Raw genomic sequence first — 23,369 nt, forward strand, 5'->3', positions numbered from 1 at the left:
CATGCCGATACAAACCACGTCACTCAAGTCGAAACTCGATAGCCTTGAACAGAAGGCTGAGGAGTTCGACACACGAACAAACACCGAGGAGCGAGTCGGCCAAACCGAGGAGGACTTGAAGGAACTGAACCGGACTCTTCGCAAACTCAAACAGTCACTCGACGATTTTGAACGCCAAGCGGGTATCCTCACCCAGGTATTCGAACAGTCTCTCCCATCGGAAGCAGTGGCTGCACGCGACAAGGTGCAATCCATTTCCAGTGTAACACAGGACGATATCCTTGACAGAATTGACGACAAGAGTCATTCGCTGTCGGCTCACGTCGACGAAGTTCGGGATGCGCGGGAGGAAGTGAAGAGTGCACAGCGCATCATTGGCGACCAGCTAAAGGAAATTCAGCGGGAGAAACTGGCTGACGCCGACACTGCGGAGAGTATCCAGAAAATCGTCGGCGAGGAACCAGAGGCTATGAAGACAATTAGCCAGTACCGTTCGTTCCTCAACTCCATCCTCAATCCGAGAGACTCGGTCTCTCATCTGAAGTCACAATGGCAGGGGCTTGAGAAGGCCTTCGACAACCTCGATACGGACTGGGAAGGGTTCCGTCAACGCCACGGCCTCAGCCAGCAGACGATTGAGGACCTGAAGAAACTCAGTCGCGAGGGCGAAGTTGATCTCGACGACCTTGACGACGCCAGCGTAAATGAGATGTTAGACGTTCCTGAACTCCGCTCTACAATCAAGGTGAGCCTCTAAGCACCGATGGAAAATCCTGCTAGACGCGCGGAAGCAGCGATGGAAGCCTACCGGAATCACTTCATCGGTGCTGGTGGACGAGCGGCGCGGAACGTCGCGCACCGCTTCGAAGCTACCGATAACGGCGAGGATTCCGTCATCGGCTTCCGCGGTCCGTATCTGCAGGCGCTTGACGTCGCGAACTGGAGCACAGAGTCGTGGCTCTCGTTCAGCAAGCATGCCGGTCTCCATCCCCTTGTCCGACTTGCGTTCGAGGATATCGGGTTCCGACGACTCTACGACTTTCAGGAGAGGAGTATCGAGACGATCTTAGACGGACAGGACACGGTTATTACGGCCGCAACTGGTCGGGGGAAGACCGAAGCATGGCTAATCCCGATTCTCGACTACATTCTCAAAGCAAATCAAGGGAAGGCCGCTGAGAGCGACCCCGACGACGTCAAAGCAGTCCTCACGTATCCGACGAAGGCGCTCGCACAAGACCAGTTGAAGCGCCTGATCCAGTACCTCTACCGGATCAACTCGGAGCTCCCGACGAACGATCGCATCACGGTCGGAATCTACGACGGTGACACACCGAGTAATATGTCATCGCGTGCGGAGGGCTACCTGAATGCGACGTTCAAGTACTTCGAGTGTCCGGGTTACAACGACGCACTCGAGAAGTGCCAGAACTGCGGGAAGAGTGTTCACGTTCGGAACAATGGCCAGCGCTACGAACTCGAACCCGAGAAAAAGCAGTGCGTCGACGACGTGCCTTTAGACTTCCTCCGGTTAACGAAGAACGAAATCCTCGAAGAGGGCGTCGATATCCTCCTCACGAACCCGGACACAATCAATCTCAAACTCATCAACACGAACGCGAGCGACGAACACGACGCATTCGTCTACGAGCCACAGTTCTTCGTCTTCGACGAGGTCCACACCTACGACGGCCTCTTTGGGAGTTATACAGCGGCACTCACGAAGCGCATTCGTGCACTACGGGAGGCACGCGGTGTCGACTCCCCGCAGGTGATCGCGAGCAGCGCTACCGTCGAGAACGACGTCGAACTGTTCCGCCGAATCAGCGGTGCAGCGGACGTTGCGCACGTCGACGAGAACCCACGCACACTCGACCCACCACCACTTGATGAGTTGCCAGCAGCCCTCTACGAGGAATCGATCACTGCCGCACAATTACGTCGCGCAGTCCGCGGCGAGAGACCGTTCCCGACTGCACTCGACTCATTCGAACCGTCCATAGACGACCCAAGTGCGGTCGACAACGAAAGCCTCGACGAACTGCTCGGTGACGCACTCTTCGAGCACCTCACCACGACATCGAATAACTCCGTCGTACACGCTGTACAGCTTCTCCATCAAGAACTCGCTGAGGAACCCCGGACGCGCGAGGCGTTCCTCAACAGCCTCCAGTCGGAGTACTCGCTCACAGGCGACCAGGCGGAGACCGCCCTTGAGAACTTTCGGACACTCGGGGAGTACTCGGGCTTACTAGAGAACCGCAGTCACCTCTTCTCGTGGCCACTCGATGGATTCTACACCTGCGCGCAATGTGCGGCCGTCTATCGCTCTCCACAGGATACGTGCTCGGAATGTGACTCTGGATTCGTCACCCGCGCGACGTACTGCCGCCGGTGTGCTGAGGAAGCGCTCGTGGCGTGGTACTGCCCCGAATGCGATCAACTCGAATCCTACGCACCGTCCGAAGAGGGGAGTTTCGCATCACGAGATGAGCAGTACTGCGGGCGGTGTCAGGCTGCACGCGACAAGAAGGTCCGTCTGCTCCGGGTGACGTTCACACCCCGACTAGAGTGTCAGTCCTGTGGCTCCACCGAGGAACGCAGCGTCATCAAAACCTGCACGTGCGGGGCGGCGATGACACGCACTGCCGTCGACGAATGGACGTGCACAAACCCCCAGTGCTCTCGAACGACACCCGCAGACGCGGGCTGTCCAGACTGCGGTGCAAAACAACGCGTGCTCCAACGGAGTGACGGGGCCGTTGAATGCCCATCCTGTGGGCAGACGTACGACGCTGCAGACACACCGCGTCGATGCACGTGTGGCCACTCAGTCGTGAACACCCGCCTTATCCCCTGGGTGTGTACGCACGACAACTGCACACACCAGTACTACTCTCCAACGCCGCCGACAGAGTGCCAATGTAGCGCAGAGACGTTCGTCAAACAGGGACTCTTCGAGGTCTTCGAGAACGACCACTGTACCGAGTGCGATACGGCCGTCCTTCCAGGGTCATCCTGTACGTGTGACGACCCAGAGATACAGCAGCAGGCGGACGCCTACCAGTCCTATCAGACAATCACCGCAACCGGCCGTGTCGTTCCGGTTCGAGGCAATACGTCGGCCATTCCCTGCCGCCACCAGCGACTCAGCTATCGAATCGGACAGCGCTACGACGAACTGGTCCGCAGCCCCAACAATATCGCCGTCACGACCTCGCAGTATATGCTCCGTGAAGTCGCTGATGACGAAGACTACTCGTCGGCGAAAATGCTGTCGTTCGCCGACTCCCATCGCGACATGAAGGAACTCGGCCGCGACTTCAACGAACCGGAGGTCGAGTCACTCCTCGACCAAGCACTCATCGAGGCAATCCGCACTACTGACGACCTGTGGCCAGCCCTCGACGATATCCTCACAGAATCACTGGCGTGTATCGACGCACTCCACAATGAACTTAGCCCGCCACGCAACCTCCAGGATGTCGCATTCGACCTGAAAGACCACCTCGTTGACCGCGCCCGCCGGTTCATGGACACCGAAGACGCGATTCGGAATCGTCTCCGTCGACGGGCGATCCCCCACAGCTACACGCAGCGGTTTCGAGAGCGCGGCGGTTCACTCGCTTCGGACGGCATCGTCGACGTTCGAATCGATCCGACAGTCCTGGCAGATCTTCCTGATGCCGAGCGTGACCTGCTACGTAGCGTCATCGATCACGGGAACGGTTGTCCCGTTGACTCGATCGCGGAACGCATCGACGACCAGCCTCGTGCCTCGGTCGTCGGGTCGCTGATCGAGCGTGGCGTCCTTGACGATGAGAGTGAGGACTATCTCTCGCTGAATCCGGCAGCGTTAGAACTGACGCTCGCCGGTGATGGTGACGGTATCAAGTACATCCCCGAGTCGGCGAAATTCTCGCCGTCGTGGCTTGGCCAAGTCGGACTCCGCTCGCGTGACGCGGTTCCATTCGAGACCACACTCGCAGAACGCGCCAATCCGAACCATCCACAATTCCATCAACGAGCGTACCGTGCAGAGTACTCACGAGCGCGTATCCTCATCGCAAAAGTCTACTTGGGGATGACGGACAAACGCGAGCGCCGTGAACTTGAGTACCTCTTCCGCGAGGGGAACTATCCACACTTCCTCTCCTCGGGGCCGACGATGGAACTTGGTGTCGACATCGGTGACCTCGACGCACTTCTGCTGTATGGGGTGCCGCCGAACATGAACGCGTACCTCCAGCGTGTCGGCCGCGCCGGCCGAAGTTCACACTCCTCGCTCGTCCACAGTGTCAGCCAGCGCAACCCGATCGACTACTACTATTACGAGGAGCCGACGGATCTCATCAGCGCGGATCCGAAGCCCGTTCCGCTCAACGAGCATAACGAGGAGGTCCTTCGTGTCTCCCTCTCGTGGGCCGTCTTCGACTACATCGCGGCGAACTTCGTCGTCCCCTGGGAGATTGAAGGATGGGGGGCGAACGCAACTGTCTCTGGTGGCGATGACTTCAAACGTCGCAGCGGCGACACGGACGATTCCGACTACGGGAAACTAACCCATCTGATGACGCTCCCCGTATCGAAGCTCGGCCTTGACACCGATGTCTCGAAACTCGCCGCTCTCGGGACGATCGTCAGCGACAACGAACAGCAGATACGTGAGTACTTGTGTTCCCTGCTCGCGTACCAGTACTGCACCGACTGTAGCGCAAAATACGACCGCTCGGCCACGATTGACACGTGTCGCGTCGAGGAGTGCGACGGCCAGGTTCTCGACGCACAGGAAGAGTTCGGTGACCTCGTCGACGAGGCGGTAGCGTCCTTCCAAGACCGCTACCTGAATCAGTATCGGACGTACCGTGATCGCCTCGTCGAAGAACAGCAGGCGTTGAGTCAGGAGCGGACTGACCTTCGCCGGGAGAAGCGACACGCTGGGCGAGACGAGTCGACGCGTCTTCGCCGTCGTGAGAACGCAGTGGCAGAACGGATCAGCGCACTTCAGGACCATCTCGATACGCTCGAGCGACAGTCGTACTCCGATTTCCTCCAGAACGCTCGTACCAGCAAGTTCGCATTCAATATGCGGAACGTCTCGAACAACGTCGGTTTGACGTTGGTCACTGAGCAAGACGGCGAGTACGATCGCCGCGAGGTCGGCGGTAACTATGGCGGACGGAGCGTCCGCATGGCCATTCAGGAACTCCACCCTGCAGCCGCATATCTTGACGACGGAGAGACGTACGTCGTTAGCCACCTCCGGACAGACGACTTCGAGTCGTCGACGCTCCGTGAGCAAGTTGTGGACGCCGATACCGACACCGACCAACTCGCCGAAGAGAAGGTCTGTAGTGCGTGCCATACGTCGCATCCCCTCTCCGCGTCCGAATGCTCCTGTGACCACGACGCCCCGCTCAAACGTCGGCGCCTCGTCGCGATGGATAGCGTCGAATCCCACCGTGACGATCTCCGCATGAGTAAGGGGGGTGATCCGGCGCGAGAACTCTATCAGAAACCTGGAGAGGAAGTCCAGAACACCTACGCTGAGCGTGAGACGTCCGTTCTGGAGTTCAATCCCGTTGAGTCGTTCCGCGTCTGTGATGGCGACGGGACACCGGTCGGAACACTCGAGTACGGTGACTACACGGTGCTCACGCACACTAGGAGCTACCAAGCGAAGTACAAGAACGGGGAGACCGATCCGCGTCCGACCCCGTTCGAGGTCTGCGGAGAGGAGAACTGTCCCGGTGTCGTCTATCGTGACGACGACGGACACGCGCAGTGCTCCGCCGACTCTGAACACAGTCCGAACCGCCGGGGTGCCGACTCCGAGTACGTCCGACTCGGCTATTCCTACGAGACGAGCGGCGTCCGTGTTTCACTCGACGACGCCGAGGCGTCACACACGTTCGTCCACGGGCTCCGTGTCGCGCTCCAGTCGCTTGGCGGAGTAAACATCAGAGAGATCAACGAGACGACGGCCGACGACCACGTCGACTTGCTCGACGCCCAGGAAGGCGGTGCAAACATCGCCAAACTGCTCGTTGAGCGCGACGCAGGCGACTTCCAGAACTTCCAGCACGCCATGGAACTGATCCACGACCATTTCGTCTGCGACTGCGAAGACGGCTGTCCGATGTGTCTCTACCAGTACGGTTGCGACGAACACAACCAGCCACGGTCGTTCGCACGCGACACCGTTCTCGACTATTTCGAACCTGGACTGCCGACAATCATGCCGACCAAGACATCCACCACCAACCCTCAATCCACTGACCCATGAGCCACGACACACTCAAGCACGCTGAACAGTTGAAACGCGCATACGGCGACCACTACGTCGCCAGCCAGAACACTGCGACCCTGAAGGACATCATCTCGCGCTACGAGGGTGGGACAGAGCAGACGCTCCACGAGCGATTGCCTGAGTTCATGCGGACGCACGGTCCATTCCTCCAAGCGCTCGATTTGCCACGACAAAGCGACACCTCGTGGTCGGAGTTTGCCACGAACCGCCAGTCGATCGCCGACGACGCGCCCGACGGCCTCCATGATGATATCGTTCGCACGTTCTCTGAGGCCGGCTTCGAGCGACTCTACGCGTTCCAAGAGGACACCGTGGACTCGATGCTTGCCGATAATCACACGCTCGTCACGGCTGGGACGGGCCGCGGGAAAACAGAGAGTTGGCTCATCCCGATTCTCCAATACATTTGTGAGGCGAAAGCCGGCTATCACGACGCTGACCCGCAGAGTGTCAAGTGCGTTCTCACCTATCCCACGAAAGCACTCGCACAGGATCAACTGAAGCGCCTCATCGAATACCTCTCAACGCTCAACGAGACCCGAACTGGCACTGACCAGATCACGGTCGGTATCTTCGATGGCGATACCCCACACAACGATCCGGACGCTTACTCGTATCTCAACACTTCGTTCGAGTACTTCGAGTGTCCTTGCAGCAACTGCTCGGACTCGTTGACGGTTGAACGAACTGAGGACGGCTATTGCGTCACGCACGACTCCCCGAATGAGATGGACGTCGACCTCGACTTCATCGAACTCACTCGTGAGGAGATTGTTGACGCGGAAGTCGATATCCTCCTTACGAATCCAGACACCGTCAACTATCGGTTATTCAACGTCAATGAACAGGACGAACAGGCAGTGTTCGTCACGCAGCCGAAATACGTCGTCTTCGACGAGATCCACGAATACTCCGAGCTCTTCGGGTCATTCACCGCGACGTTGATGCGTCGCTATCTCCGCTCCCGGTGCTCACTGCTCGGACTCGACGACGACGCGGACGACGACCTCCGACTCGTCGGCGCTAGCGCGACCGTCGAGAACAAGCGCGCGATTTTCCAGCGTATCAACCCCTTCACGGATGCTGACATCACTGTCGTCGAGGAAAACCCGCGAACGCTTGAGCGTCCCCTCCCAGACGCTCTCCCGAACCCACTCGCCGAACACACCGTCGACCTGGACCGACTCACCGATACGTCCCCGGAGTGGACGCCTGCCGAATCGCTTGTCGCGGATGTCCTCGGAAGCCTGCCTACTGATGCCGATGCTAGCGAACGGCGGCGAGTCGCCGGTAACCGGCTTTATGACACCCTTCTTAACGAAACTGATGACGACCTCGACATCATTCGCGCGCTCTACACAACGCTTCACGAGGAGGCTCAGCGGCCGGCCGATCTCCACGAGACGCTCGTGGAGATGTACGATCTCACCGACGAGCAGGCTACTCGACTCGTTGATAATTTCGTCACGCTTGGTCAACTCTCTGGTGTTCTCGAGAGTCGCGCCCATCTGTTCAGTTGGCCACTCGACGGCTACTACACCTGCGTGAACTGTGCAGCGGTCTACGATACGCCGCAGTCCGAGTGCTCGCAGTGTGGCCATCACTTTGTCACCAAACTTGCGTACTGCAACCATTGTGGTGAGGAGGCGCTCGAGTCGTGGTTCTGTCCGGACTGCGAGCAACTCGCCCCACTCAACGTCACGTCCGGTGAGGGACGCTTTGAGTACTTCCAAGACCACACGTGCAGCTGTGGAACAGAGACGATTCGGGCGGTTTGGCGCCCCTACTACGAGTGCTCGGGGTGTGGTGACCGACAGAAGATCAATCGGATCACCCACTGTCCAGACTGCGACACCGTCATGGTTCTCAGCGATGACCAGGACGAACTCGTCTGCCGGAACCCAGACTGTGACGTAACTCTGGAGGCCGGGGTGGAGGTCGTCTGTGAGAACTGCCACTCGTCCGATCTCGAACCACTCAGCGACGACTCTGTCCTCTACTGTGAGGACTGCGGGGACACTCACGAACAGGAGGCCGGCCATCGATGTAGTTGTGGTGGAACGCTGCGCCCGAAGCGCTACCTCGGCTGGTCGTGTAGCGACCCCGACTGTGACGCGGTCTACTTCGGGGAGCCACCGAACACTTGCGACTGCGGGAAGCGGCGGTTCGCCCGAACGGGCCTCCTCGACATCAACGCGATTGATCACTGTTCGAACTGCGATACCGACCTCCTTCCGGGTGCTGAGTGTCGCTGCGATGACCCAGCGATTTCCCCGACCGTTCGTGGCTTCCGCGAGTACAAACTCGTCGACGAGCTCGGGCAGATCCGCAAGCCTTCGTCGTTCCACGGAGCTGTACCCTGCTACGATCCGCGGAAGACTTATCGGAAGTCCTCGCGCTACGAGTCGATGATTCGCGGGCCTGGTAACACCGCCGTCACAACCGCCCAATACTTCCTCCGCGAGATTGCGGACGTCGACGATCCGGAGTCGTTCCGTGAAGCCAAGATGCTCTCCTTCGCCGACAGCCAGTCGGACATGAAGGAACTCAATCGGAACTTCACCGAACCCGAGCGGACGCTCTTCGTAACCCAGTTCGTCGTCGACACGCTCACGGAAGCAGACGAAGACTGGGTGTCGCTCGCAGACCTCCAGTCCACGGTAATTGAGCGCGCCACGGAGTACGAGCAGATGCTCACCGAGGGTGATGGCGGACTACTAGAAGCCATGACGGGTTATCGGCAGTCCGTCAGTGACTTCCTCGAAGAGGAGGTCGCAGCGCGAGTCCTCCAGGGACGCTACAACAACCGCTGGCGGAGCCGCGACCACCTCCCCTCCGACGGCTTGCTTGACGTCACACTCGATGTCGACTGGAGCAGTCTCCCGTCGGGTGAACGAGCCATTCTCGAGGGACTGAACGAGCAGAGCAAGCAGTACGTCGATTCACTCATCGACGAGATCGAGGACGCAGGCCGACACGTCGAGTCACTCATCGAACAGGGTATCCTCCGTCGCATCGAGACCGATTCCGGGTATCTTGTCGGCTTCGACGAAAACTGCGTGCATTGCACGACCGTCGACGTAGATACGCCGATTACGTACGTCCCCGCGACGGACACATTCTATTCGACGTTCGATGAGTCGTGCATCGACCTCGATGCAGAGCTTGAGTCGGTCACGTTTGGTGCCGACTACGAGGCCCGAAGTGAGTTCACCCATCCGCACTTCGACCTCACGGCGTACCGCGTGAACTACTCCGACCCTCTGATGTTGGTTTCCCGTGCCTACTTCGGGCTCACGGAGAAAGACGAACGCCGCCGCATCGAGTATCAGTTTCGGGAGGGACGCTACCCCAACTTCCTCTCTTCGGGGCCGGCAATGGAGGTCGGGATGGACATCGGCGACCTTGACGCGCTTCTCCTCTACGGCACCCCACCGAACACGAATTCGTACCTTCAGCGGATCGGTCGCGCTGGCCGCCAGTCTGGTTCGTCACTCGTCCATTCGATCAGCCAGCGCAATCCGATTGACTACTACTACTACGAACAGCCAAACGAACTTATCCAGGCCGAACCACAGCCCGTTCCGCTCAACGAGACGAACGAGGAGGTACTCCGTATCTCGCTGACGTGGGCGATCCTCGACTACTTCGCTGCCGAATACTGGGTTCCGTGGCGTCGCGAGAGCAGTGACATCGTTGACGAACTCTACTGTGAGGAAGACCTCGTCCCACGCAGCGAACCGCGACCGAACGACATCGTGACGTTCACCGCGCTTCTCGCGAGCGAGAACGAGGCAATCCAGTTTGTTGACGATGAGGCCCCACTACAGAGGCTCAAGACGGCGTACGAAGAGCATCAACCCGACGTTCGCGCGTGGCTTGAGGACATTCTTGGGTTCAGTTACTGCCGCGATTGTGGGCGGAAGCACAGCGCCGGCTACGAGGGCCCGTGTAGTCGGTCGGAGTGCGACGGTCGCGTTGTCTCCACGGCTGATGCACACGAGGACGTGATCGAGGAGGCGATGACGGCGTTCGTCGACGAGTTCGTCGAGGGCTACTTCGACTTTGAGGATGACATCCTAGACGAACTGGACGAGGTTCAGACGCAACTCAACGAACTCAATTTGGAGTCGCGCGGTCGGCGGAACCGTCGTCGCCAGGACACAGACGATCGTGTGGAACAGCGTGATAAGCGTGATCGACTACAGAGTCGAAGTGCAAACCTGAACCAGTACTTGGATCGCCTGGCACGGATGGACTACGGGACGTTCCTCGAGGAACACAGCACCACGCCGTTCAGTCTTCGTTCCGTCGACGACACGGTCGAATACGAACTCATCGGTGAGGATTTCGAGTCTGTGACTGACGACCTGCAGTCCCGGCCGGTTCGAACCGCGCTTTCCGAACTCCACCCTGGTGCGGCCTACCTTCACTCGGACAACCAGCGCTACATCGTTACCGGCGTGCGTGCCCACTCGTATCAGACCTCGCAACTGGACGGTAGTGCTGCAATCTGTCCTACGTGCGGCGCCGAGTACGACCTCGGCGAAAGTCCATGTAAGGAGTGCGGCGCCGATCTCAAGCGCCTGAAAACCATCGTTCCGGAACGCGTCACCGCGTACAAGTCAGATCTCGTACTCGGGCAACTCCCGAACGGCGATCCCCTCCTCCCAACTCGCTTGTACCAGTCGGACTCGGAAATCCAGGACACCTACGCGCCCACTGAAACAAACGTTACAGGATTCGACCCTGATCTAGCGAAAGCGTTCACGATTACGACCGAGGACGGAGATCCAGTGGGGCGATTTGACTACGGCGACGTCACAATCACGTCTTCTGTCCACCAGTTCCACGCTCACTACGTTGGCGGAGGATCTGACCCGCTACCGAACGTCTTTGAGCTCTGTGGTAAGGAAAACTGTGACGGTGTTATCGCACGTAACGACGAGACTGCCTACTGTATGCGGCATCCGGAACACTCGACTGAGGACACCGATGTTGTCCGCCTCGCAACCGAGTTCGACACGAAGGCTGTCCGTATCCAGTTCGACGACGAAGACATTGAGCACGCCTTCTCCCACGGCGTCCGCATGGCACTCCAGTACATCGGTGGTGTCGGAGTGCGCGCCGTCCCGGAATCACTCGGCGAAGATGGTACCTACGTCTTCGACAACGAGACCGGTGGCAGTGGCGTCACCGTCCTTCTCACCATGGGATCCGGTGATACACGGGAGAAATTCGACACCGCAATCGAACTTATCGAGGAGGCGTTCGAATGTGACTGCGATAATGGCTGTCCGTTCTGTATATACCAGTACGGCTGTGAGAACCAGAACGACCCCGAGACGATCGCGAAAGATGACTTCATGGATCTCATCGACTCCGGGTTGACACTCACTCAGCGTGATATCGAGGCAGGCAATGACGAATAGCCTCCCCGACGCGATTAACGACTTGCGGACACGCTCCCCGGAAACACTCTGGGGTGTCACTGCAGAGAGTCTCTACCTCGCCGTCTGCGCCGTCGCGACTGACACTGGACTCTCGCACGCGCTCAATCCACACCATACAGCCACAGTTCTCCAGACGAACGACGAACGTGCTCCTGAAACTGTCGCCGATGCACACCACTTCCTCTTGGCTGAGCTCGGACTCGTCACTACTGACCACGAGTTGACTGACCGAGGTCGACTCGTCCTCGCGGCCGAACAACCCGGCGACGCTATTCGTCTCGTCGCCGCTCGTCATCTGTCGCGTGCCCAGCAACTCCTCCGGGAATTCGCCGCAATCGACACCGATCGCCTTCCGCGAAGTGAACTCGACACGCTCGTTCGTGACCCAGAAGACGAGGCCCTCATCGCGCCACTCCTCTCCTCGCTCGCTTTCGTCGACCTCTACCCAGAAGGTGTCATCCTCGACCACGAAACGATCACGCAGACGTTCGATCGACTCGAACAGAACGCGACACACCCGACTGTACCGATTTCGCTCGTCACCGCACTCACTGCACTCGACGACCCCCATCTCATCGCTTGCGTCGCAACTGCTTACACCGACACTACCGTCACGCCGACAAACGTCACCCAGACTACCCCACTCGACGCCCTCGCCACCACCGAACGCAACTCTCCAGTCCGAACACCGACTGCTGAACTCGCCAACGCGATCAACGACACCCGAACCGCCGTTGTGGAGGACGCTAATACCTTCGAGGCGGCTCTCGACCCCAATTCCCGTACAGTAACACGCGAAGACGCGACCATCGATGCCGACATTGTCACAGCCGCACTCCCAGGCGATCTATCCAGCGAGTCCGTCACCACAATACTCGATCTCGTCGCCACGATTCGCGCTCATCCTTCTCTCCACTCGGTCGCCGTCTCCTCACTCACTGATTCCCTTAATCTCGAACTGTATCCCCTCTTCCAGGCTATCTCCAATCTCTCCGGAGTCGACTGCTCGCTTCGGAACGATCTCCTCCTTACGTTCGACGCCGTCCCTGCCGCCCCACAGGGTACAGATCGCTATGACTCCTTCCGCAATGACCTGTTCGAAGCCCTCCACACGCGTCTCACGTGGCGTGACGCGCTAACCGACATCACGGTCTCAGAAACCCCACATACACGAGCAGACGTCATCGAATCTATCGCCAAGGGCATCGACGACGACGTCGTCGCCCCGACGTATTTCGTCTACACGCTCCCTGACCCAGACGCTCTCGGCAAGGAACGCACAGAGAAGTACGTCGACGACCAACCTGCGCTACGGCGTGAACGCGCGCGCTTGAAGCGCTGGAAGGACCAGCGGGACGACGACCTGCGCCGATTCACGGAGATAACCGACCGCCTCTTCACGCGCGGCCAAGAGCGTGAGCTCGACGAACGCGTCGTCCGTATTATGACGCCGTACGACGACGACACCTTCTCCGAGTACACTTCCCAACTTCGCAGCCTCCTCCGGGATGGCTACGAACTCCGTCTCCTCACGCGGCATACGAAACAACGCTGGGAGTGGGAGCGCCTCCGAGACAACCTCCTCGGCGATCTCGAGGAGAACCGCGAGAACGTCACCATCAGGACATACTCCCGATACAAGGAGTATCAGCGAATCACTAGCGAGACGGACGAAACTGACCTCTCTGAGTTCGGCATTCATGCAAAGCTCCAGACGATCGGGAATCCGACGGAGGGCGCCGCACTCCTCGGCTCGGCGAACTTTATGGAGAACAGCTACAACTGGAACCCCGAATGTGGCGTCTACACCGAGAACTCCAACTTCGTTGCGGCCGCAATCGACTTCTTCGACCACGTCTGGGAACTATCCGAGGCCGACGAAGTTGACCTCACCAGCCTCCAAGAAATCCCGCGGCGCTCCTTCTATCCCTCCTATTACACGTGATTTCACCAGGCTTCAATTGAGGCGCCACGCCGACGTTATTTCGAGTCGGTTGAATCGCTCACGGGGGCGATTTAAGAGTGGATCGGGTGGTCTATGATGGGCGGGCGTCAGGTTGTGCCTCTGACCACCCGCTTTTCGGCTGGTTCTGTCGCGACCAGTACTCACAACGACCACCTCACCACGAAACCGATGAGACCTATTCTACGAAATCCCTCGCCTACAAATCCAACGTAGTCACCCAACCACCCACCGAGTAGGTGTAAGCTCTGGAGTGATTTCGGCGAATCTACTCTGCCTCTGTGTAGTCAGGCCGCTCCGCGTACTCGATAGGGTCACGGGCGCCGATGTTCTGAAAGGCCTGTAGGCGGAAGGCACAGGCGTCGCACGTCCCACACGCTGGTTCTTCGTCGCGGTAGCAACTCCAGGTGAGGTCATAAGGAACGTCGAGTTCGGTCCCCCGCTCGGCGATGTCGGTCTTGGACCACTCGGTGAAGGGTGCCTCAACACAGATCTGGGTATCGTCTTTCGTGCCGACATTGACGACGGTCTGGAAGGCCTCGAAGAATTCAGGTCGGCAGTCAGGATAGCCGGAGAAGTCCTCTGAGTGAGCGCCTATGAAGACTGCATCGCAGTCGTTCGCCTCCGCATAGGAGGTGGCCATCGCGATGAGGTTCGCGTTCCGAAACGGCACGTAGGAAGTTGGAATCTCCTCCGACTCGAGGTCGGCCTCTTCGACCTCCATCTCTTCGTCCGTGAGCGAGGAACCCCCGATCTTCGAGAGGTGGTCGGTCGTCAGGTGCAAGAAGTCTGCAGCGTCGAAGTAGTCAGCTTGCGACGTTGCACACTCGTACTCCTTCTCCTCGGTACGTTGGCCGTAGGAAGTGTGGAGCATGTAAAGCTCGTAGCCACGCTCTTTGGCGACTGCGGCGGCCGTCGCGGAGTCCATCCCTCCAGACGCGAGGACAACTGCGCGGTCCTCGTCGCTCATTGTTGGTCCTCCGCGCGAGCAATCGCGCCTTGGAACTGCTCGCGTTCGATGTCGGTGGGTTCACCGATGGTCGTCCGAGTCGTAGTCGTGCTCTTCGTTTCGATGCCACGCATGGCTTCGCAGAGGTGAGTGGCATTCATTTCGACGAGGACGAGTGGTGCGTCCAGCTCTTTGGCGAGGCCGAATGCGATGTCGTTAGTGAGACGTTCCTGCATGGTGAATTGACGGGACTGCCAGCGGACGTAACGGATAAGTTTCGAAAGGCCAACGACGTCCTCGCTGGGTCGATACGCGACGTGGGCCGTCCCGTGGAAGGGGAGGAGATGGTGCTCACAGAGTGAGTGAAAAGGAATGCCCGTTTTCACGACGAGGTCATCACCTTCGGCGTCGAACGTCCGCATCGTCGGCTTCTCGCTCTCTCGAGTGCCGTTAGTGAGCGTCGCGAACGCATCAGGGACACGGCGCTCCCACGTGTCAGCGAGTCCGGGCCGATCAGGATCTTCACCGAGCGCTTCGAGGAAGAGGCGCGTCGCACGCTGCACCTTCTCCCGGTCGATACCGTCTTCTGGTTGTGTAAGCTGTGAGTGTTGTGTCATAGATTACGTACCCGGGGCGTCGTTCCAGAGGTCGACGTGGAGGCGCGGTGTGTAGCGATAGCCGTGTTCCATGGCGAGTTCCGCGACTGTGTTCCGCGAGTCGTCGAGTTGCTCGCGCGTCACGCCCTCGGGCATCAGGAGGACGTCCGAATCTTCAACGGTCGTCGACGCCTCGTCTCGAATTTGTGCGAGTAACTTTTCGATTTCGGGGAGGTCGTCGGATCCAGTGACGACGAACTTCAACTGTGAGTCGTAAGTATCGACCAATCTAGTGAGTGCATCAATGTCGATTCGCTGTTTCTCGTGATGCTCGGCCCATTCACCGTCCCCGCTTGGATCCTTCTCGGGAGTAGGGGTGCTAGAGTTGAGTTTCGGGCTGATGCTCGCGAGGTCGATCGGCGCGTCGCGATAGACCGTCCCGTTCGTCTCGACGGTAGTGTGGTAGCCCAATTCGTCGAGGCGTTCGAGGAGCGTAACGGATTGCTCGTGGATGAGTGGCTCTCCGCCAGTGAGGACGACGTGCTCAGCCTTTTCGTGAGACTCGACTTCCGCGACGACATCGTTTAGACTCAACTGTCCATGCGTGGGTTCCCACGATGTGTGGTAGGAGTCACAGAACCAACATCGGAGGTTACACCCGCTCGTGCGAACGAAGACGCTCGGCACACCGGCGAGCGTTCCCTCTCCTTGTAATGAGTAGAAGAGTTCGTTGATCGGTAGCGTCTCGCCGTCTGTCTCGGTCTCCGTGTCGGTTTCGGCGGTCGGGTTGACGGGCATTGATTCAGCGCCCCCCAGCGCAGAGCTCAGCCGTTTCACGGACGGAGACAGAGACCTCAGAGATACGGTCGGGAAGTTCTTCAAAGAGACGTTCCTCGAGGAGAACGGCCATCACTTCGGCCGTCGGCGGATGTTCGAGGACGACAATTCCATCACTGTCGCCACTAGCTTCGAACACCTCAACGAGCGGGTCACCCTCCTCGAGGAGGAAGCGATGATCCCATTCGTCGATAATATCCGTGACATCACCCTTGTCGACGACCCACCCGTCCTCGGAGAGTGTACCGGTTATCTCGACAGAAATCTCGTAGTTATGCCCATGGGGACGACTGCACTTGCCCTCGTGGTGAAGAAGGCGGTGACCGGTGCTGATGCGGATTGGTCGGTCGTCGCCGATGTGGAGTGTACGTTTCCCTGCGTCAGCGAGTGATGACACGGGTTGCTGTTCGAGAGACATACCCACATATTCCCAGAGGGCACCCAAAATATTATCGGTAGACTACTGGAGTAGCAATTAGATATCATATCCGGGTCGAAGACGATATGCATATGGGAACGTGAGCGAACGATAGAACGGTGAACCGAATCTGTGAGATTCTACGTTCCTGAGTGGGACGACGCGGTCGACGCTCACTACGACTTCGAGCACGACGAGCTCTCTACGCTCGACCGCCAGGAGCGCGACCTGAACTACATCTGGGATATCTTCGAGCCCGAGACAACGCCGATAGACGGTGTACTCATCTCCCGCGAGCAGGTCGAAGAGACCGACCGGAAGGCGGAGCGCCTCGCGGAGTACGGCGTCTACGACGACCCCGTGCTCTCTATCCCGAACTGGCTTCCGACGATTAGCGACTGTGGCGCATGGGGGTACAAATCCCTCCCCTTCCCTCCATACGGCAACGAAGGGATGCTTGAGTTCTACGAGACCCTCGACGTCACGGTCGGTGTCACCATCGACCATCTCGTCCTCGGCTCCGGAAAGGAAGAAGGGCGTCTCTACCTCGATGAATGCGCTTTTGAAGGTGAACTGAACAAGAGCGACATCCCGGACGCCATCGAAAATGTCGTTGACGTAATGACCGACGAGTGGCCTGAGGAATGGCCTGACTACGTCGACGAATACGAACCCACAATCCGGACGGAGTCAGACGTCGACGTCGAACCGTTTACCATCGAGGACTTCCAGGGCGACATCGATAGCGTACTCGCACGTCTCGCACAGGACCCACGCGCAGTCTATCGGGAGGACGACGCGAAGTTCCGCTACGAACTCACACTACGGAATGCCCAGGAGATGTACGACATCTACCAACAGCGGGACTATCCGTTCCGCCTGATGGTCGCAATTCAGGGCTGGAATCCCGACTCCTATGCGGCGGCCGCCGAAGACGTCCTCGACATCGGCTACGATTACCTCGGAATCGGCGGCGTCGCCGGCAGTCCGATTCACGATGTCCGAACCATCGTGAAGGCGGTCGGGAAGACCGTGAAGGCGTTCGAACGTAAGCACAACACGCGTATCGACTCACACGTCTTCGGGTTCGCGAAGACTGATGGCTTCGAGACGGTCGGCCGATCGGGAATGACGAGTTTCGACAGTGCGAGCATGCTCCGTTCAGCGTGGACAGGCGGACAGAACTACCGTCTCGACCACAACGAACGCTACGACGCGATTCGCGTTCGCTATCCGTCAAGTCGTGACGATCTCGAGACGGCGATCGAAACCTCTCTCCGCGGGCGCGAGACACTCATATCCCTCCGTGCCTACGACGCTGGCAATTCGATCAGCGATGCACTCGAAGGGTGGTACGATCGCGCTGCGGACATCCTCCCCGCGGCGGAACGCTACCTCCGCGAGCACCGCCACGACGAGCAGTTCGACCACCGTCTCCTCGAAGAGGTGGAGGCAGCATTCCGTAAGGACTTCGAGTTCGGTCGTGAGCTGCAGGCGAGTTTCAGTGACAAACTGCGTGGCAATCTCGTCAAACTCCTTCGTGAGGACGATCCTGACGATCCCCTTCCCTTTGAGGAGTATGACGACCTCTTGGACACGGCCGCTGAGGTCTTCGGGCAGTTCTCACGAGCTGCATCGGCGCTCGAAAACGCGGACGTAGTGAGTGACTACGACCGCATCTGGGCGATCGTCCGCGAATACGCAACCTGGGTCAACGACGACGACCTTCTTGAGGAGTATCAAGAGACCCTGCGTGAACGTCCCTGGGAGAAGTGCAACTGTCCAATCTGCCACGAACACGGCATTGAGGTCTGTATCTTCCGGGGGAACGACCGGAATCGGCGTCGTGGCTTCCACAACACACGCCAGTTCTATGACGAGTTTGAAGGCGATCTTCCGAAAATTCTCGTCGCTGCGAAGGGAACGGCAAGCCTCGGCGGCTATGATACCGTCGAAGACTACCTCCGCGACAAACACTCGCGCTTCTGGTCGCACACCCACGATCTCCCCGTCTCTGAACTCGGTGTCCTCGACGCGAACGGCGTAAACGAATGGTGGGAAGACGCACCCGCGATGGTGTCGTTTGCCCCTGACCGCATGGCCGCGAACGTCGCCGAACAAGCCGCACGCTATCAGCATCTCTTCGTTCAGACGGAGAATGGGACTCTGGACGAGGAGATCGCCGAGGCGGCACGTGAGAATGACTGCACAGTTACGTCCTATAGTGATCCGGCCGAGCTCCGACAGCAGGTGCTGGAAACGTGTGGTGAGAACTACGCTGTCGGCGAAGACTTCCTCCCGCAACCACCCGAGATCAAGACCGACAACCTAGATATCCTCGTCATCGACCAGTGTTCGGGTTCGAAGGACGCTCCGGACGGCGTCCCCGTCTTTGATGCTGACGAAACACTCCAGTTCTCGTGTGAGGATCTTCTCGCCCGCGATAACGTCCCTGGAATCGCGGCACACGACCTCTACACCGGCCGCCAACAGAATTACGTTCGTGACGCCGTCCGCCGTCTTCGGTCGAACGGCCACGATGTTGAGCGCTACTTCATCAGCGCTGGCTTTGGTCTCGTCGCCGAGGACGACTACCTCCCGCCCTACGAGGTGACGTTTAGTTCGATGAAGGTCGGCGAGATTCGTGAGCGCTCCGCGAAACTCCACATTCGCGAAGACCTCCAGCGCGTCCTTGAAGAGAGCGATTACGACGTCGTCTTCTTCACACTCGGCAAGGACTACTACACCAGCATCGATATCGACGAGATGGTGCAGGAGGTGCGGTCTGACCGTATTGGAGTCGTGTTCAACCGTGAACTCGTTGAGGATCAGTTCGACAATATCGAGTCGGTCTCTGCAAGTACCGACGACGCGGAGCGACATGGCACGATTGCCATCGGACTCAAAGGTCTCTACATGAAGAATTTCGCGAAATACGTCGAGGATGTCGAGGTACTCCGTCCGGAGACGGTCGAGGAACTCTGTCGGCGTGTCGATGCCGAGCAACCGACATTCGAGGAATACTGAGCGCTGCTACTCTTACATACCGCTGAGTTCGGTTTCGGCTTGATCGAGAATGGCGTTCTCCTTCGACATCCTCGTCGATGAAGCAGTCACTAGGTAAGTATGCGAATGTCTCGTCGAGATTGACACGAACCTATTTGATTCTCAACCACATCAACGAGAGGTATGGTCAACGAAGCCCTGACCTACGAGGCGGACAAGCGTGTTTTCCCCGACCCTGACGACCAGCGGCTTGATGTCTTCAAAGAAGGGTGGCGAAAGGCCAACAACGGCGAAGAATACGGCGAAAATGCTCATAGTGAACTTTCGTGGCACAATCTCGGATGGCGTCTCGGGAAACTGTTCGGTGAAACCTCTGAGGAGATGAAAGACGAGATGTACATGTGGAGTGTGAAACAACAGAGAGAGGAGTCTGGCCACTAATTCCGCTCAGGAAGTATTGGCTCCGGGTGGGAAACAGTGAATCGTAATCAGTACCGGGGGTAGTGTCCCAGCACAGAATATAAGAATTTTCTTACTATTGTATTCGGACATTAGATAAGTACCAGTACAGCCTATCCGAGCAGGAGGCAATGTTATACAGACGGCGTACACTCGACCTCCCCAGGGGAAAACTGGAGACACCGGTTCTCTTCCCAGTCCGGAATCTCGGAAAGCGGTCGAGCGATAATACTCCCGCCTACGCAGGGACCATACCAGAATTTTCGGCAGCAATGATCAACGCTCGGTCTATTCGAAACCGAGAACCAATGTGGAACCGACTCACAAACGGTGTTTCTCTCCGAGAAGAGATGGGTGTTCCCGAGGATACAATCGTGTTTGCGGATAGTGGTGGGTTCGACTTCTCCTCTGAGGAAGTCGACACTACCCCAGCAGAGACGCTCGACACTCAGCGTCAACTTAACGCGGACATCTACGGGACAGTGGATCTTCCTCTCTCCCGAGAGAACCGAGACGCCGAGAACGAACGCCGCGTTGACCAGAGCACCCAGTACGCTCTCGAAGCAAGCGATCAACTCGACAGCGGCGGGTTCCTCCTTGCGAGTGTCCACGGCTACGACCCAGAAACCGTCCGGAACAACGTCCGCTATCTCGAGAACCACGGTGACTTCGACGGCTATGCGCTCGGGAGCATGGTCCCCATCCGCACCGACTACACAAAGGTAACAAAACTTATACTTGCGGCCCGAAAGGCGACTGACAAGCACCTCCACGTTTACGGACTCGGCGGCCTCGTCTACCAACCACTCCTCCTCTATCTCGGTGTCGATAGCTTCGACTCCTCGGCGTTCATCCGCAGCGCCGGCAACCGAAACTATCTGATTCCGGGGTTCGGCGGCGAAGAACTGCGGAACATCGAGTCTCTCGAACACCTTCCGTGTCCTTGTCCAATCTGCGGCCAGCGCAGTCTCGACGAGATACGTGAGGACCGCACTGCGCTCACTCGCCACAATCTCTGGGCGCTCGCGACCGAACTTCGACGGTTCCGGTACGTCGCCGAATCAGGTCGCGATATCGAGGAGTATCTCGATCTCCGCTTCCAGGGAAACGAGGTGACACTGCGTGCGTACGAGACCGCCAAGCAGCAAGTCCGGAGACTCACATGAGCGACGAGCGAGCGACTGTTCGACCCGTCACACTCAGCCGACTCGTCGAGCTCACACACGCCTGTGAAGATAGTTCAAGGACAACCGAGGATCTCCAGACGGTTCTCGATGTCAGTCATCGTCGTGCACGCGAGACTATCCTTGAAGCTGTCCGAATCAAACTCCTCACAGAAGACGACTCAGGAGACGACCCGGCGTACACGACAACCGACATCGGCAGTGGTTTTCTGAATGCAATTCGGGAGGAGTACTGGACGCAAGCAAGTCAGATACTCGCGACACATAGTCCCCACTATGGGGCGTTCGTCGATGCCGTCGAAGACACAGAACACGCCGACCTTGACACCCTCCTCGAATATCTGGAGGACGAGCAGAAGTTTACCCCCTACTCGTTCAACCAGACCGGCATCGAAGTCGTTGGTGACTGGGGTGAACGACTCGGCAGTGTTCAACGGAATGCCTTCACTGGCAGTTACTACCCATCCCAGCAGACCCCGGTTCCGAGCAATTTCCACTTTGTCCTTCTTAGTGTGTACGACGACCTCGAACAAACGGCTGGCGTCGATCTCCGCCAGCGCTACCTCTCCATCCCGCGCCTACGAGAGACAACGTGCGAACGGCTCGGTTGCACACGCACTACGTTCAACGACGCGCTGCTCGAACTCTGCCGACAGAACGTCGGAAAACTCGAACTCTCGGGAGCCCCGATGGACACTACTGCGAAGGACGCCGCACTCGGAATCAAACAGATAGCTCTCGCAGACGACGATGGCCTCGTCTCGACCTCTCAGTCAAGCCAGCAAGTCATGGCCGGCGTCGAACAGTTCGGCAAACAGTACTACTACCTCGCAGTCCACGACCGCGACATCACGTACATTCAGGAGGAATCCGCATGAACGACGCATTCACCATCACCGACGAACAGCAGGATTACTCGCAATACGACCTCAGCGAAAATCCCTTCCCGTATAGCCCCGTCCCAGCCGAAGACCCTGAAATCTACTGTGGACAACCGCACGTCACCGAAAAGATCAGCTCAACTGTCTCTTCGATGCTCTCGACGGGCAAGTCGAAACATCTCGTTGTCACTGGGAAGTACGGAAACGGGAAGTCGCACACACTCAAGTATACACGCTCGCTGCTTCGCGACCGCAACGACGTCGTCGTCGGTTACGTGGCCCAGCCAGGAGAGGGATTCCTCGACATCTATCACGAGTTCATCTACGACCTCGGGTTCAACCGCCTCCAAGGGCTCGCCTATGAATATCTCGCCTCAGTTTCTCGTGACGTTACGGACACCAATCCGAGTGATGCGAGCGCAATGGAGTCTCTCATCGATGAGGGTGACGTTCTTCTCTCTGAGATTGTTCCCGAGGCGGTCCGGCGGCTGAGCGACGTAACGAAGTTTGCTGATTTCGCTCGCGCAATCGTCCACATGGTCTACGAGGACACGAACCTCTACGCCTGGCAGTGGCTTACTTCCGAGGGCATCCGCTACGAGCAACGCAAAGAGATGGAGATTCATAGCGCCCTTGACGATGATACAATGGGAGTCCGCGCATTTACTGCGCTAAAGAATCTCCTCCTCGACCTTGGGTACACTGGAGTCTTCGTTTTCGTCGACGAGTTCGAGAGCATTGCTCGCCTCTCACCGAAGACCGAGCAGGCTACCTTAAACAGTATCCGGCACCTCATGGATCAGAACAGTTCTGGGCTCTGCATGCTATTCGGGTGTGCGCCCGAGGTCTGGCAGGACGTTATGAGCGAATACCACGCTTTCAGCGAGCGTATCGGTCAAGAAGTCGCTCTCCGACCACTAACCGCTGAGAACCTCTTCGACCTCGTCGAGGACTATCTCGACAGAGAGCGGACGGTAACCGAATCGGAAGGTTCCGTTCGTCCGTTCACAGAGGATAGTCTTGAACTGATCCTCCAACGTTCTCAAGGGAACGTTCGCCAGATTCTATCGGTTTGCAGTCGGATGCTCGACGAAGCTGCGGTTGAGGAGAGAGCAGATATCACCACAGACTTCGCGGAGGAGTTCTTCTAACACGCCGGATTCTCCGTTATCTTGGCCACACTTGCGGGGCATATTCTATGAGTGATTTCGCCTATATCGCATAGCAGTCCTTAGCGCTCCATTCACTCCCAAGGCACTGACTCAACGGCTCTACAGAACTATCACTCCGGGAGCTCTGTTGATACTATCAAA

13 protein-coding genes are annotated in these 23,369 nt (G+C 58.1%); 9 read left to right on the top strand and 4 right to left on the bottom strand.

Annotated features, from left to right (window positions below; genetic code table 11):
- The first annotated feature begins 1 nt into the window (after position 1).
- From LT970_RS06825 to LT970_RS06840, 4 genes are read left to right on the top strand one after another with little or no spacing between them, the layout of a single operon-like run.
- Complete coding sequence (locus LT970_RS06825) at positions 2-757, top strand: hypothetical protein (protein ID WP_232685688.1); 756 nt, start codon at positions 2-4, stop codon at positions 755-757.
- A gap of 39 nt (positions 758-796) precedes the next feature.
- Positions 797-6,286 (top strand): DEAD/DEAH box helicase, encoded by a 5,490-nt coding sequence (locus LT970_RS06830; RefSeq protein WP_232685689.1) that lies wholly within the window; start codon positions 797-799, stop codon positions 6,284-6,286.
- Complete coding sequence (locus LT970_RS06835) at positions 6,283-11,742, top strand: DEAD/DEAH box helicase (protein WP_232685690.1); 5,460 nt, start codon at positions 6,283-6,285, stop codon at positions 11,740-11,742. Before LT970_RS06830 ends, LT970_RS06835 begins: the two co-directional genes overlap by 4 nt.
- Positions 11,714-13,708, top strand: a complete 1,995-nt coding sequence (locus tag LT970_RS06840) for a phospholipase D-like domain-containing protein (protein WP_232685691.1) — start codon at positions 11,714-11,716, stop codon at positions 13,706-13,708. Before LT970_RS06835 ends, LT970_RS06840 begins: the two co-directional genes overlap by 29 nt.
- Before the next feature lie 286 nt (positions 13,709-13,994).
- On the opposite strand, the gene queC is transcribed toward LT970_RS06840, so the two are convergent.
- From queC to LT970_RS06860, 4 genes are read right to left on the bottom strand one after another with little or no spacing between them, the layout of a single operon-like run.
- Positions 13,995-14,696, bottom strand: coding sequence for a 7-cyano-7-deazaguanine synthase QueC (queC, locus tag LT970_RS06845; RefSeq protein WP_232685692.1), 702 nt, complete (start codon positions 14,694-14,696; stop codon positions 13,995-13,997).
- Positions 14,693-15,292: a GTP cyclohydrolase I gene (gene folE / locus LT970_RS06850; RefSeq protein ID WP_232685693.1), complete on the bottom strand. Its 600-nt coding sequence runs from the start codon at positions 15,290-15,292 to the stop codon at positions 14,693-14,695. Before folE ends, queC begins: the two co-directional genes overlap by 4 nt.
- 3 nt (positions 15,293-15,295) lie before the next feature.
- On the bottom strand, positions 15,296-16,069 hold the full coding sequence (locus LT970_RS06855) for a 7-carboxy-7-deazaguanine synthase QueE (protein WP_232685694.1): 774 nt from the start codon (positions 16,067-16,069) through the stop codon (positions 15,296-15,298).
- A 4-nt stretch (positions 16,070-16,073) separates the two neighbouring features.
- Complete coding sequence (locus LT970_RS06860) at positions 16,074-16,526, bottom strand: 6-pyruvoyl trahydropterin synthase family protein (protein ID WP_232685695.1); 453 nt, start codon at positions 16,524-16,526, stop codon at positions 16,074-16,076.
- A gap of 132 nt (positions 16,527-16,658) precedes the next feature.
- On the opposite strand from LT970_RS06860, the gene LT970_RS06865 reads away from it, so the two are divergent.
- The 5 genes from LT970_RS06865 to LT970_RS06885 all read left to right on the top strand — a co-directional run bounded on the left by LT970_RS06865 (position 16,659) and on the right by LT970_RS06885 (position 23,207).
- Positions 16,659-19,553, top strand: a complete 2,895-nt coding sequence (locus LT970_RS06865; RefSeq protein ID WP_232685696.1) for a DUF6884 domain-containing protein — start codon at positions 16,659-16,661, stop codon at positions 19,551-19,553.
- 162 nt (positions 19,554-19,715) lie between these two features.
- On the top strand, positions 19,716-19,973 hold the full coding sequence (locus tag LT970_RS06870; RefSeq protein ID WP_232685698.1) for a hypothetical protein: 258 nt from the start codon (positions 19,716-19,718) through the stop codon (positions 19,971-19,973).
- A 149-nt stretch (positions 19,974-20,122) separates the two neighbouring features.
- Positions 20,123-21,157 carry a tRNA-guanine transglycosylase gene (locus LT970_RS06875; RefSeq protein WP_232685699.1) on the top strand — a complete coding sequence of 345 codons (1,035 nt, stop codon included), beginning with the start codon at positions 20,123-20,125 and terminating at the stop codon, positions 21,155-21,157.
- Entirely contained in the window at positions 21,154-22,053 is a 900-nt protein-coding gene (locus LT970_RS06880) for a hypothetical protein (RefSeq protein WP_232685700.1), read from the top strand. Before LT970_RS06875 ends, LT970_RS06880 begins: the two co-directional genes overlap by 4 nt.
- Entirely contained in the window at positions 22,050-23,207 is a 1,158-nt protein-coding gene (locus LT970_RS06885; protein ID WP_232685701.1) for a BREX system ATP-binding domain-containing protein, read from the top strand. Before LT970_RS06880 ends, LT970_RS06885 begins: the two co-directional genes overlap by 4 nt.
- Positions 23,208-23,369: the final 162 nt, after the last annotated feature.

This window comes from Halobacterium zhouii, from assembly GCF_021249405.1.
In the GTDB taxonomy this organism is placed as follows: Archaea; Halobacteriota; Halobacteria; order Halobacteriales; family Halobacteriaceae; genus Halobacterium; species Halobacterium zhouii.